At 28.5% G+C, this 13,983-nt stretch carries 10 protein-coding genes; 6 read left to right on the top strand and 4 right to left on the bottom strand.

Features of this window, described 5'->3' with window-relative positions; translation table 11 throughout:
• Positions 1-458 precede the first annotated feature (458 nt).
• Positions 459-1,070, top strand: coding sequence for an HAD family hydrolase (locus BMUR_RS00300; RefSeq protein ID WP_013112600.1), 612 nt, complete (start codon positions 459-461; stop codon positions 1,068-1,070).
• A gap of 4 nt (positions 1,071-1,074) precedes the next feature.
• On the opposite strand, the gene BMUR_RS00295 is transcribed toward BMUR_RS00300, so the two are convergent.
• Together BMUR_RS00295 and BMUR_RS00290 are read right to left on the bottom strand one after the other, a co-directional pair.
• Complete coding sequence (locus tag BMUR_RS00295) at positions 1,075-2,001, bottom strand: hypothetical protein (RefSeq protein ID WP_013112599.1); 927 nt, start codon at positions 1,999-2,001, stop codon at positions 1,075-1,077.
• A gap of 473 nt (positions 2,002-2,474) precedes the next feature.
• Entirely contained in the window at positions 2,475-3,428 is a 954-nt protein-coding gene (locus BMUR_RS00290) for an alpha/beta hydrolase (protein ID WP_013112598.1), read from the bottom strand.
• A gap of 118 nt (positions 3,429-3,546) precedes the next feature.
• On the opposite strand from BMUR_RS00290, the gene BMUR_RS00285 reads away from it, so the two are divergent.
• Both BMUR_RS00285 and BMUR_RS00280 read left to right on the top strand, forming a co-directional pair.
• Complete coding sequence (locus BMUR_RS00285) at positions 3,547-4,677, top strand: glycosyltransferase family 4 protein (protein ID WP_013112597.1); 1,131 nt, start codon at positions 3,547-3,549, stop codon at positions 4,675-4,677.
• 74 nt (positions 4,678-4,751) lie between these two features.
• Entirely contained in the window at positions 4,752-6,629 is a 1,878-nt protein-coding gene (locus BMUR_RS00280; protein WP_013112596.1) for an AMP-dependent synthetase/ligase, read from the top strand.
• A 66-nt stretch (positions 6,630-6,695) separates the two neighbouring features.
• Here the strand turns inward: BMUR_RS00280 and BMUR_RS00275 are convergent, their stop codons facing one another.
• Positions 6,696-8,633 carry a methyl-accepting chemotaxis protein gene (locus BMUR_RS00275; RefSeq protein ID WP_013112595.1) on the bottom strand — a complete coding sequence of 646 codons (1,938 nt, stop codon included), beginning with the start codon at positions 8,631-8,633 and terminating at the stop codon, positions 6,696-6,698.
• A gap of 301 nt (positions 8,634-8,934) precedes the next feature.
• Between BMUR_RS00275 and ilvD the strand changes: the two genes are divergently transcribed.
• The 3 genes from ilvD to BMUR_RS00260 all read left to right on the top strand — a co-directional run bounded on the left by ilvD (position 8,935) and on the right by BMUR_RS00260 (position 12,993).
• Positions 8,935-10,617, top strand: coding sequence for a dihydroxy-acid dehydratase (gene ilvD / locus BMUR_RS00270; RefSeq protein WP_013112594.1), 1,683 nt, complete (start codon positions 8,935-8,937; stop codon positions 10,615-10,617).
• A 322-nt stretch (positions 10,618-10,939) separates the two neighbouring features.
• The gene (locus BMUR_RS00265; RefSeq protein WP_013112593.1) at positions 10,940-12,025 is read left to right on the top strand and encodes an iron-containing alcohol dehydrogenase family protein; all 1,086 of its coding nucleotides are present in this window, start codon (positions 10,940-10,942) and stop codon (positions 12,023-12,025) included.
• 29 nt (positions 12,026-12,054) lie between these two features.
• Positions 12,055-12,993 (top strand): bile acid:sodium symporter family protein, encoded by a 939-nt coding sequence (locus BMUR_RS00260; protein ID WP_013112592.1) that lies wholly within the window; start codon positions 12,055-12,057, stop codon positions 12,991-12,993.
• Between the two features lie 128 nt (positions 12,994-13,121).
• On the opposite strand, the gene thiM is transcribed toward BMUR_RS00260, so the two are convergent.
• A complete protein-coding gene (thiM, locus tag BMUR_RS00255; protein WP_013112591.1) occupies positions 13,122-13,916 on the bottom strand; it encodes a hydroxyethylthiazole kinase in 795 nt (264 codons plus the stop codon).
• Positions 13,917-13,983: the final 67 nt, after the last annotated feature.

The raw sequence follows: 13,983 nt of genomic DNA, 5'->3' as shown, positions 1-13,983 counted from the left end.
TCTCTTAATACTCAATACTTTTTACAGTAAACGTATAAAACTTATTATACCTAAACAATTTTATTTTGTCAAAATTAATTTTTTTAATTTAAAATATTTGCAGGGCTTTGCCCCGCACCCCATTTCTTTTACCGAGTAGGTACCTTTCGGTATTTGTATAAAAGAACCAAAAGAACTGAATTTTTGTCCTAAATTACGGATATACACTACATTTAATACGTATATATAAAATATAAAGTTCTAGCAATTGCGTTTTTCGCGAAGCGTGCCTTTGGCAAAAACTTTGGCGAAGCCCGCAGAGCGTGTGCGGCAAAAAAGTTGATAATTCTATATAATGTATATCAGTTGACAAAATGAAATCGTTCCAGTATATATCATTTTTATTATAAATTGGAATTCTTTATTTTATAAGTTTATATGGTATAATTAATTTAAATAGTATAAATTAGGAATAAAAAATGATAAGCTCTGATAATATAAAATTATTAATATTCGATATGGACGGTACTTTAATAGACAGTGCTAATTTGCATTACTACTCATACAGCAATGTTTTTAAAGAATACGGCATAGAATTAGACAAAGATTATTATTACAATAAATGTTTCGGTCTTCATTATAGAACATTCACAAATAATATTTTAAAATTAAATAATAAACTTACAAATGATGAAAATAAAAATAATGAACTTATAGAAAAAATACATAATAGAAAAGAAAATATATATTTACAAAATTTGAATATGGTTAATATCCACCCTCTGATGTTAGAAATATTAATTGAAAGTAAAAAAAAATCTAAATATACAGCATTAGCAACAACTTCCTCTCCAAAAGGAGTTTATGCTATATTAAAAGAATTCAATCTTGAAAGATTATTTGATTTAGTATTAACAGGAAATGATATACAAAATAAAAAGCCTCACCCTGAAATATTTTTAAAATGTATAAATCATTTTAATGTAAAAGAAGAAGAAAGCATTATATTTGAAGACAGCGAAGTAGGACTTGAAGCTGCCAATCAAACTAATACTTGGGTTATAAAAGTAGAAAAGTGGGCAAAGATTTAATTTTTTATCTTTTAAGAAATTTACTAAAAAACATACTTATAAATCCATTAGCCCAACTGAATATACCAATCTTTATTGATATAATTAGATACTCAAAGAAATTCATTTTTTTATCAGATGAAAACTCTATATTCATATTATCATCATCTAAATTTTTTTCAAAGTAGCCATGATGAAAATCGAATTTATGATAGCCTGTACCATCAAAACCAAAATTATTTGTAAAAGATTTTTTTGAAGGCCAAACACATAATTTTTTATTTTTATACATTGTAAATGAATAATAAATATCCCATAAATTATTTTGAACATAAAGATTATCCTTAACAGACTTTTTTATAGCAAGTAAATGAAACCAAGAAAAAACGCCTCCTAATATTTTATGCTTAATACTTTTATTATACCAAGAAGTATCGCAAGTATCCCAATTTATATTATTCCATTTACTCTTCCAAGTACCCCAGCCCCAGCTATGAAAAGCGTATGTAAATATAACATCATGTTTATGATTTTTAGTAGCATGTTTATGCGAAAATGCTGTTATAGCAATTACATCTTCATCATCTTTATAATAATTCAAAGCATTATTCATAAACTCAAGAAAATGTTTATTTGTCTCAATATCATCTTCCAAACCTATAAAATATTCATGATGCTCAAATATTGTGTTTACTGCATTAACAGTGGAATATTTTATACCTAAATTTTTTTGAGCTTCATATATATAAACATTTTTAAAACCATCTTTTATAGTTTTTAAATATTCTCTAAGCTCATAAACAGCTTCTTCATCTTCTTTTTTACTAGGTGCATCTGAAAATATATATAAATCAGTATCTGAAGCCAAAGTGTTTTTCTTTAAAGCTTCAATAACTCTTTTTGTATGTTCAATTCTATTATAAACTACTAAACCTACAGGTGCTAAGTACATAAAAACTCCTTTAATTTTATAATTATGAAAAAATATTTGTATTATTTGTATTAAAGGAATATTCATCAAATTATATATTTGCTTAAAAGAGTTATTATTTTTTTATTTTTAAAGTAAACTAAAAAAAATATTAATTTATTTTTTATAATCAAATAATTAATTGAAAGCAGAAATTGATTGTCTAATAAAATCTTTATTAAAACTAAATCTTGCAATGACAATAGAGGTTTTGTACTATAAAAAATAGAATATATTTTATAGTATATTAATGAGAGTTCTGAGTTCTGAGTTCTGAGTTCTGAGTTCTGAGTTCTGAGTTCTGAGTTCTGAGTTCTGAGTTCTGAGTTCTGAGTTCTGAGTTTTCATAATGAAGTCATTATATATTATTTATATTTTTTGTCAATAATATATAATAAAATCTATACTGCAAAAATATTTTTATAATTACAGTATAGTTAAAAATTAATAAAAAATTATTTTTTGTATTTGTTTATAAACTTCTCAACTAAATCAAACATATCTTTAGCCCAAAATTGCCAATCCCCATGGTCTGCATCTTTAAGTGCATAAAACTCATATACTCTGTTTTCTTCTTTTAGTTTATCAGCTAAAATCTTACTCTGATTAAAAGGTACTAGAGAATCAGACATTCCATGTGCCAAGAATATAGGAGGCATATTAGTAACCTTTGAAATCTCATAATAAGGACTTATTCTTTTAGCCTCTTCTGGAAAATCATAAACATTTTTTCTGCCAATCAAAATACCCTCCGGACTATCTGCATCTCCAGTAGTTGAGCCTAAAGGATCATTTCTCATATCAAGCAAATCGGTAGGAGGATAATAAGCTATTATTGCATTAATGTTAGGTATTGTATTGTCATTTTCACTTAAAGGTATTGATGAAAATAAGGCAGTGTGTCCGCCTGAAGAATCCCCCCAAACAAATATATTATTAGTATCCGCATTATATTTATCAGCATTATTTATCATAAAACTAATAGCATCTCTAGTGTCTTCAATTTGTGCTGGGAAAACTGCATCATCACTTGGTCTGTACTCTACTATTGATATAACATAACCTCTTCTAGCAAAATCTCCAAGTGCAATTAAATTTCTATATACATTCTGCTTTCTCCATGCAGAGCCTTGTATATAAACTATCAATGGATATCTTGCATTAGTGTCAGTTTCAAGAAGTCTTGGAACTAATATCTGAAGTGTTAAATCTGTATTGTCTTTACTCGCATAAACAACATTAGGTTTATAATCAATATTATATGTAATATTTTTTTGTTCAACTGTTATGCTTTTATCTTCATTCGTATACATTGTAAAATTATTCATATCATTTTCCTTGTTTGAGTTAGCATTATTACATGAAATAATAGAGAAAACAATAATCATTAAAATAAATATATTTTTCATTTTCACTCCTTAATATATAATATTATACGTGTATATCAATACATAATATAATTATTATAAAAAAAATCAATAATAAATTCTGCTTGTAAGATTATAAAAAATAAATTATTATTAAAGTATGAACAATTACAATATAAAAAAAATAGCTGTACTACACCCTACATTCGGATATAATGGCGGAGCTGAAAATGTAATATTATCAAGCACTGAGTATTGGCATAGCATCGGTATAGAGACAGTAATTTATACTTATAGATTAAGAGATAATGCACCAGATTATATAAAGCAAATAAAAACAGATATTACATTAAACCCTTTTATATTTAATAAAACATCTAAATTTTTAGCTAGTGAATTAAAAAACTATGATGCGGTTTTGATACATAATTTCCCAGCTACAATATTTTTTGGACTCGCATACGATTATGCTAAAAAAAATAATATAAAATTACCTAAAAGTTTTTGGTACTGCCATGAGCCAAGTGTAAGGCTTTACGGATATGATGATAAAAGCTATAAAAAACTTCAGAAAACTTTGGATATAATAGCAAGATACACTATGCATTTAGACAGACTTGGGGTAAGCAAAATAGATTATATAATATCAAACAGTATCAGAACAAAAGAAGGTATTAAAAGAGTTTATAATAGAGAAGCAGAAGTTATATATCCATGCATTACATCAAATATTGATTTTCTTCCTATAAAAGAAAGCGAACATTTTTTGTATATAGGAAGAATAGAAAAGCCAAAAAATATAGAAAATGCATTATCAGCTTTCAAAATATTATTAGAAAATATTGATAATAAAGAATTAAAATTTATTATAGCTGGAAAAGGAAGGTATGAAAAATATTTAAAAAACTTTGTAAAAAAAAATAATTTAGAAAAGAATATAATATTTAAAGGTTTCGTGTCAGAGGAAGAAAAAAAAGAATTATTAAACAAAAGCTATGCTCTTGTAATGCCGGCTATAAATGAACCATTCGGACTTACAGTTATAGAAGCATTATACTGTTCCTGCATATCAATAATATCGAATAAGTCTGGAGTTTATGAAGCCGTTAAGGACTATTCTATAAGCTGCAATACAAGAAATATAGAAGAAATTTATAAAGCTATGTTACTTTCATATAAAGATAAAGACATAAAAGAAAAATTTCTACAATTATCAAAGTCATCAATACATAATTTTACAGTATCTTCATACAGTGAAAATATAATAAAATACATTGTAAAGTACTTGTAATATTTTCAATATGTATTATAGTTATAATTCACTACTCATTATAAAAAAATAGTTATAATTAATTAGGAGATTCTATGAGAAATTATACATCTATACCTAGTGCCTTTTTTGAAACAGTACAAAACATGCCGCAAAGTCCTGCATATAGATATAGAAATAATAATGATGAAAAAGTTACAATTACATATAAAAAACTTTATGATAAAGTAAATGCAATAGCCAAAGCATTTGAAGTAAAAGGATTAGCTCAGAAACATGTTGCTATATTTTCTGAAAACAGAATAGAGTGGTTTGTATCTGATATGGCACTTTTGGCATTAGGTTCTGCTGATGTACCTAGAGGTATAGATTCCACTTCTGATGAGTTAAACTATATAATAGAACACAGTGAAGCTCAAGCCGTACTTGTAGAAAATAAATATGTATTTGAAAAAATAAAAAAACATCATAAAGATTTATCATTAATAGTTTTGCTTGACAGTTCTATGCATGACCCAGAAAATAATATATATGCTTTTGATAAATTTGAAGAACTTGGAGAAGAACATTTAAAAGGCGATGAAGAGTTCGCTGTAAAAAAAGCAGCCAAATTAACCAATGAAAGCATAGCAACTATAATATATACTTCCGGAACAACTGGAAAACCTAAAGGTGTAATACTCACTCATGGAAATATACTTCATAATGTGAGAGTTCTCCCAGATATAATAAAATTAAAAGCAGGTGAAAAACTTTTAACTATTCTTCCTATATGGCATATATATGAAAGAACAATATCATATGTAACTGCTATAATAGGCTGTTTTACCGCTATAACAAATAAAAGATATTTAAAAAATGATTTTACAGAAGAAAAACCAGACATATTTATTTCAGTACCAGCTATATGGGTTAATATATATAATACTGTGATGAAAAATATAGACAGAAAAAATGCATTTCTAAAGAAGTTCATTAAGTTTATAATAAAAAGATCTATAAGCTATATAAGAAGTGTAAGATATCAAAATGATTTAGTTTATCTTATTGGAGATGAAAAAAGAGAGGATAAAAAAGCAGAATATAGCATAGGAATGTTTGATCCTTTATTTCATAAAATGGCTAAAAAAATGGTATACAGCAAAATAATGGAATTAACAGGAGGAAAGATACGTCTTACGATATCAGGAGGCGGTGCATTGCCTATGTATATTGAAGATTTTGTTGAGGCAGTGGGTATAAATCTAGTAGTCGGCTGGGGAATAACAGAAACTTCTCCAGTAGTTACATTAAGATCTCCGTACAAAAATTACAGAGGAACATGCGGGGCTCCTATTCCAGAAGTAAAAATTGAAATTAGAGATAAAGATGGTAATTCATGCAAAGACGGAGTTATGGGAGTTTGCTGGATTAAAGGACCAAATATATTTAAAGAATATTATAAAGACCCAGAATTAACTGCACAGGCAAAAATAGATGGTTTCTTTAATTCAGGGGATTTGGGAACATATACTCAGGAAGGAGAAATCGTTTTAACAGGAAGGGCTAAAGAAACTATTGTTCTTCTTACTGGTGAAAATGTAGAGCCACAGCCTATAGAAAATAAAGCTATGGAATCAAGCTATATATCGCAGATAATGCTTGTGGGTCAGGATAAAGCATCTACTGGAGCAATAGTAGTTATTAATAAAGAAAATATTAAATATTATTTTGATAAAGAGAAGATTGCTTACGATGAAAAAAATCTTGCATCTTCAAAAGAAGTTTATAAACTTATAAGAGAAGAACTAGACAGACTTATAAATTATAAAAATGGTTTCAGACCTTATGAAGCTATAGCAAAAATTATTATAACTGATGAAGAGTTTACTATTGAAAACGGACTTCTTACTCAGTCTCTAAAAATAAAAAGAGCCAATGTTACAGAAGCATACAAAGATAAAATAGAGGCTCTATACGAGAAAAAACTATAATAATATTAAGATATTTTTAATTTAGTATGATACTATTATCATGCTAAATTAATCCATATATACTTATTAATTATTTTTTAATCTAAAATATTCTATTGATTTAATAAGTTCATTAGCTTCATTTAATAATGATTCTGATGCGGAAGCAGCTTCAGTAACTAAAGAAGCATTTTTCTGTAATGCAGCGTCCATATTATTAATAGCTATATTTATTTGTTCTATGCCTTTTTCCTGTTCCTGAGCCGCTGTATTGATTCTATCCATTAAAGAAGAGGCATTATCCATCTTTTCTGATATTTCCATAAATATATCTTTTGATTCTTTAACACTCTCTGCAGCCAAATGAATTTTTTCATTACTGTCTGTTATTAATGAAGTAATGTTTTTTACTGATTCCTGAGTATTCTGTGCTAGATTTCTTACTTCGCTTGCTACAACAGCAAAACCTCTGCCCTGCTCTCCTGCACGTGCCGCCTCAACCGAAGCATTTAAAGCTAATATATTTGTCTGAAAAGCAATATTTTCTATAAGTTTTGTAATATCCATAATCTTGTTGCTTGCTTCATAAACATCGTCCATTTTACTAACACTCTCTTCTACTATTTCACCTGCTTTATTCAAATGATCTTTAGCCTCTGATACCATAGAAGTGCTTGATGCAACATTTTCAGCCGATTCTTTAATAGCACTAGCCATTTGATTCATTGATGCTGCAGTCTCTTCCAAACTTGAAGCCTGAGATTCTGTTCTTTCTGATAAATCATTATTTCCAGCCAAAACTTCATTAGCAGCAGTAGAAACCTGCTCCGCTGAGTTTTTTACAGTATTGATAACTTTGTTAAAATTATTCATAGCTTTATCCCAGCCTCTTGCAATATCTCCCCATTCATCTTTTCTTTTATTAAAGTCTTTAGGCATAGACACAGTTAAATCACCATTGGACATATCTAAAATATTTCTAGCAAAAGAATTAATAATATCAGATACTTTTTTCTTTATAATAAATGGTATAAGTACAGCAAATATAATAATAACTACTGCTAATATAACAATAAGAGAATTTCTCATAATGATGCTGTCTTTCAATATTATGTCCCTAGGGGCAGCTAATTCCAATCCCCAATATACCCCTTTGGATATTTCTATAGGAGTAAAAGCATAAGTAAAATGTTTTTTAGCACTTTCACCATATGCTTCTATTATGGAGAACTTTCCAGACTGTATATTTTCAAATATATTATATTTTTTGTAATGAGGATATACTTCATAAATGTTTTTTGAAATATCATTTTTACTAAGCGTATCATATACTAAAGCCCCATTCTGGTCATAAAGCATTATTAAAGTACCTTCAAAAGGGGCAATATCTTTAAGCAAAGAAGTAACAGAATCCGCGAATATATCAACATAGATAACACCTATAAATTTATTGTTTGGTTTTATAGGTATGCATAATGTAAAAAGTACTGTTCCAACATTAACTGTAGAATTATAAACTCCAGATACATATATATCTCCAGTTCTTTTAGGTTCTGTGTAATAATCCACATTAAAAGTATCTATAGATAAATATGCCTCTCCATTTCTTGATATGTAATAATTAAATCTGCCGTTAGCATTTCTATATTCTGAATTTGTATAGTCTGCATCATTATCTAAAGCATTAGGTTCAAAAGCTATTGAAAGACCATTTATATCATCAGGAAGGCTATTAAAAAATACAGAAGTTAATTGTTTATAGGTTTCTCTGTCTCTTATTCCTCTATTGTATATATTTTCTATATTAATTTTAAGTCCCATTACATTATATAGGTTATTATTAATGGTATTTTTTATAATATTTGCCTCTTTTAAAGAAGTCTCTTCTAATATTCTATATGACAGACTTTTACTTATATTCCCGCTGTATATTGTTATAAATCCGTTTGCTAAAATTATAATTAGTATAATTGGAATTAATATTGAAATAGTAATTTGAAATTGTAGACCAACTTTTTTAAACATGATTATCCTGCCTGTACTGCTTAATTACAAATTTAATTTATTAAAAAAGAATTTTACTAATATAACATAACAATGTAAATTAGTAGAAAGATGTTATCACTTAGAAATAAAAAAGTCAATAAAAATTTATAATAAATCAAATTTATTTAATAAAAAATAATATTTATTTAAGAAAAAATCATATTTATTTTATAATAAGAAAAAATACAAAAAAACTCTTGATTTTTTATCATTCTGCTAATAGAATGTATGCATTACAATTTTACTATAAATAACAATTTTATTAAATGGAGAAATAATTATGAGTTTCAGAGAAAATAGTTCTTTAAGAAGCGACAGAGTATTAAAAGGTGATGAAAGAGCACCAAACAGATCATTATTCTATTCTATGGGTTATACAGATGAAGAATTAAAAAGACCTCTGATTGGAATTATTTCTGCATACAGTGAAATTGTACCCGGACATATACATCTTGATAAACTCTCTCAGGCTGTTAAAGCCGGAGTTTTAATAGGAGGAGGTACTCCTATACTTATACCTTCAATAGGTGTATGTGATGGTATAGCTATGGGACATTTGGGAATGAAATATTCTCTTCCTTCAAGAGAGTTAATAGCTGATTCTGTAGAAAGTATGGTTATAGCACACGGTTTAGACGGAGTTGTACTAGTACCTAACTGCGATAAAATAGTTCCGGGTATGATAATGGGACTTTTAAGAATGAATATACCGGGCATTGTCATAAGCGGAGGAGCTATGCTTCCGGGTGATCATGGAGATGAAAAAATAAGTTTATCAAATATATTTGAGGCGGTAGGAGCAAAAAAGGCTAATCTTATAAATGATAAAGAATTAGAAGAATATGCACAAAATACTTGTCCAAGCTGCGGTTCTTGTGCGGGAATGTACACTGCTAATAGTATGAACTGTCTTTCTGAGGCTTTAGGTATAGCACTTCCCGGAAATGGAACTATACCTGCAGTATATTCTGCCAGAACATTACTTGCTAAAAAAGCTGGTATGCAGGTTATGGAATTATTAAAAAACAATATAAAACCATTGGATATAATAACTCCAGAATCATTCAAGAATGCTCTTGCTGTAGATATGGCATTGGGCTGCTCTACAAACAGTGTACTTCACTTGCTTGCTATAGCTAATGAGGCTGGAATACCAATAGATTTAAAAACTATCAATGAAGTAAGTGACCGTACTCCTAATTTATGTCATTTAGCACCTGCAGGTCATAACTATATAGAAGATTTATACAAAGCCGGCGGAATACCTGCTGTTATGAAAGAGCTTGATAAGGGCGGATTTATAAATACTTCGCTTCTTACTGCTACTGGTAAAACAATAGCTGAAAATATAAAAGATGCTGTTAATAAAAATAATAATGTTTTAAGAAATATAGAAAACCCTTACAGTAAAACAGGCGGAATTGCTATACTTTGGGGTAATATAGCTAAAGACGGCTGCGTTGTTAAACGTTCTGCTGTTGCTGATGAGATGCTTGTACATAAAGGACCTGCAAGAGTATTTGACAGTGAAGAAGAGGCAATATCTGCTATATATGCTGGAAAAATAAATAAAGGCGATGTTGTAGTTATAAGATATGAAGGACCTAAAGGCGGACCGGGTATGCGTGAAATGCTTAACCCTACTTCTGCTCTTGCTGGTATGAAACTAGATAAAGATGTTGCTTTAATCACTGACGGAAGATTCTCCGGAGCTTCAAGAGGTGCTTCTATAGGGCACGTTTCCCCAGAGGCTGCAAGCGGCGGAGAAATAGCTTTTATAAAAGAAAATGACATCATAAGTATAGATATTCCTAATCATAAAATCAATTTAGAAATCTCTGATGAAGAAATGGAAAAAAGAAGAAAAGAGATTCCTATTAAACCTTTAGAAGAAATTAGAGGCTGGCTTGGAAGATACAGAAAACTTGTTCAGTCTGCTAATACTGGTGCTATATTAAAATAATTTTTAATGAAAATAAATTGATGTTATAGTTTATTATCTTAACTATAACATCAAATAAAAGCACTAATAATCTAAAAGTCATTATACAAAATTAACATTACAGACTGCTTGGTACCTATCTTTTAAGCCAGGATAAAAATTGTTTAGTTTATAGCTTATATAAGCATAGACTAAATTTGTTTTAAACAAAAAATTTTTTATAAGGAGAAAAATATGATTATTAATTATTAATTTTAATATATACAATAAAAATAATTTAATGAATTAAAAAATAACTTACTTAAAATTTTAAATAATAATATTAATTAAAAGGATTGAAAAAATGACCACAGAAAATTTATTTTTACCTAATTTCAGTATAGGAAAAGACGCTTATAAATATATATATGATATATGTTCAAATTATGGAAACAAAGCTGTTATAATATCCGGCAAAAAATCTCTTCAGGCATCAATAGAGCTTATACTACATAATATAAAGGACATAAATATAACCGGAATGCTTCATTACGGAGGAAATTCTACATTTGAAAATATCGATTTACTTAAAGAGAAAAAAGCAGTTATGGAAGCAGATATGATATTTGCTGTAGGAGGCGGAAGAGCATTAGACACATCAAAGGTTTTAGCCAATATGATGAATAAGCCTATATTTACATTTCCAACATTAGCTTCAAACTGTGCTGCTGTAACTTGTTCATCTGTTATATATTATAATGACGGAAGTTTTAGAGAAATGTTTAATTTGAAAAGACCGCCTTTACACACATTTATAAATACTGATGTTATATTAAAATCTCCTGAAAATTATTTTATAGCTGGTATATCAGATGCACTTTCCAAACAGTATGAAGCATTATTATGCACAAGAGATGAAAACTTAAATTATAAAAATTTTTTAGGCATAGAAGTTATAAAAAACTGCTCTAATGATATATTAAAATATTATTTAGAAGCTGTAGATGATTTTAGAAATAAAAAGGTAACAGATGCTCTAAACAGAGTTATACTTCATATAATATACACAGTAGGATTAACATCTATAATGATAAAAGATAATTATCATATGTCTTTACATAATGGATTAAAAAAATTAAAAGCAGTAGGAGAAAAATTACTGCATGGCGAATTAGTATCATATGCTATATTACTGCTTCTTACTATGGATAAACAATACGATGCCAGAGATGATATTTTTAAGTTTAATAAATTTATGTCTCTTCCAACATGCTTAAAAGATATAGGCATAAATAATTTAAGTTTAGAAGATGAAGATTTTAATACAGCATTAGATGGTACACTTGCTCTTGATGAGTTAAATATAAGTTCATATAAAGCTGATAAAGAAACGATATTAAAAGCTATTATAGATTTAGAACACTACAATAATAGTCAGTACATAAAATAAAATATAAAAATACAATTAAGGATAAAAAAATGAAAACATTAAAACAAATAAGCAATTTCTTTGGAAAGTATATGGCAGTAATTGTATTAATAGTAGCTGCTGTATCATTATTTTTTCCAAAAACAGTAAGTTTCATAAAGACAAGTTATGTTAACTATCTCTTAATGATAGTAATGTTTGGTATGGGGCTTACATTAAAACTTGAAGATTTCAAAGTGGTATTTACAAGACCAAAAGACATTATCATAGGAGCTATAGCACAGTTTACAATAATGCCTTTACTTGCATATTTACTTTCTATTGTGTTTAAACTCCCTCCGGAACTTGCTGTAGGAGTTATACTTGTAGGTACTTGTCCGGGTGGTACTTCTTCAAATGTTATGACATATTTAGCAAATGGAGATGTTGCATTATCTGTTGGTATGACTTCTGTATCAACAATACTTGCTCCAATAGCTACTCCTTTACTTACTCTTTTATATGCAGGACAAAAGGTTGATGTTAATGCTGTTAGCATGTTTATATCAATAGTTCAGGTTGTTATACTGCCTATAGCTTTAGGTTTTTTAATAAATAAATTCTTTTACAAGTTTACAAGCAGTATAAAAGAAATACTTCCTTTAATATCAGTACTTGCCATTGTTGCAATAGTAGCTGCTGTGGTATCTGCCAATTCTCAAAGATTAATGCAGGTTGGATATTTAGTTATAATAGTAGTTATTCTTCATAACTGTTTGGGATACTTACTTGGTTATTTATTAGGTAAATTATTTAGATTAAGTAATTCAAAATGCAAGGCAGTATCTATAGAAGTAGGAATGCAGAACTCTGGACTTGCTACTTCTTTAGCCGCAACACATTTTGCCTCTATGGCATTAGCAACAGTACCGGGAGCAATATTCAGCGTATGGCATAATATATCAGGCTCAATAGCAGCAAATATAATGGCGTCAAAAATAAAAGATTAGTTATAATAAAAAAATACTTAAACAATGGACTTTAATATTAAAGCCCATTGTTTATTACTAACTCCCAATAATAAAAAGTCAATTAATTTAGATATTGCTTACATTTATTTATTATATCAATTAAAATATTATTCTTTTACCCTATTAGAAGCGTTACTTATATTAAGTTTATAAAGCTCATCAATGAATGAAACAGCAAAGCTAGCAGGAGCATCTGTTCTTTTAGAAGCCTCTTCACCTGCCTCAGCCATTATGCACATAGCAGAAGAAGCAGCAATTAAAGGATTTGACACCGCAAGCATAGCAGCAGTTATTGCAGTAGAAGTACAGCCCATACCAGTATTTAAAGGCATTAAAGGAGAACCTCCGCTTACATATAATACTCTATTTCCATCTGTTATAATATCAGTTTCTCCGCTTATGCTTACAACAGTATTATACTCTTTGGCTAAATGTCTGCCAGCCTCCAAAGCCATATTAACATTAGCAGTACTGTCTACCCCTTTGGTTTTTATGCTCTCTCCTGCAAGTACCATTATCTCAGAGGCATTTCCTCTTATTACTTTAGGATTATAATTTTTTATTATATCTATAGCAGTCTGGGTTCTTAATTTTGTAGCACCTGCTCCCACAGGATCAAGTACAAATGGAACATTTTTTTTATTTGCTATAGAACAAGCACTATGCATAGCCTCTATAGAACTTTTAGTCAAAGTACCTATATTAATAACAAGCGATGAAGCTATAGAAAGCATATCCTCAAACTCTTCCTTTTCAAATGTCATAACAGGTGAAGCTCCCACGGCAAGCAAGGCATTAGCTGTAATTTGCATAACCACATAATTTGTTATATTATGAACCAATGGGCTTTTAGCTTTCATATCTGTAATTGCTTTAAATATTTCTTCTTTTAATGTACTCATATATTTACTCCTTATAATTTTATTCTTAATTATTTTTATTCTTTTTATTATTTTATTTTTACTAATT

The sequence above is a fragment of the Brachyspira murdochii DSM 12563 genome, from assembly GCF_000092845.1.
Classification (GTDB): domain Bacteria; phylum Spirochaetota; class Brachyspiria; order Brachyspirales; family Brachyspiraceae; genus Brachyspira; species Brachyspira murdochii.
This window is presented reverse-complemented; position numbering and strand designations above follow the sequence as displayed.

Bases quoted from the DNA above. Each gene is read 5' to 3' on its own strand.
- BMUR_RS00300 (WP_013112600.1), top strand. From the start codon at position 459: ATGATAAGCTCTGATAATATAAAATTATTAATATTCGATATGGACGGT.
- BMUR_RS00295 (WP_013112599.1), bottom strand. From the start codon at position 2,001: ATGTACTTAGCACCTGTAGGTTTAGTAGTTTATAATAGAATTGAACAT.
- BMUR_RS00290 (WP_013112598.1), bottom strand. From the start codon at position 3,428: ATGAAAAATATATTTATTTTAATGATTATTGTTTTCTCTATTATTTCA.
- BMUR_RS00285 (WP_013112597.1), top strand. From the start codon at position 3,547: ATGAACAATTACAATATAAAAAAAATAGCTGTACTACACCCTACATTC.
- BMUR_RS00280 (WP_013112596.1), top strand. From the start codon at position 4,752: ATGAGAAATTATACATCTATACCTAGTGCCTTTTTTGAAACAGTACAA.
- BMUR_RS00275 (WP_013112595.1), bottom strand. From the start codon at position 8,633: ATGTTTAAAAAAGTTGGTCTACAATTTCAAATTACTATTTCAATATTA.
- ilvD (WP_013112594.1), top strand. From the start codon at position 8,935: ATGAGTTTCAGAGAAAATAGTTCTTTAAGAAGCGACAGAGTATTAAAA.
- BMUR_RS00265 (WP_013112593.1), top strand. From the start codon at position 10,940: ATGACCACAGAAAATTTATTTTTACCTAATTTCAGTATAGGAAAAGAC.
- BMUR_RS00260 (WP_013112592.1), top strand. From the start codon at position 12,055: ATGAAAACATTAAAACAAATAAGCAATTTCTTTGGAAAGTATATGGCA.
- thiM (WP_013112591.1), bottom strand. From the start codon at position 13,916: ATGAGTACATTAAAAGAAGAAATATTTAAAGCAATTACAGATATGAAA.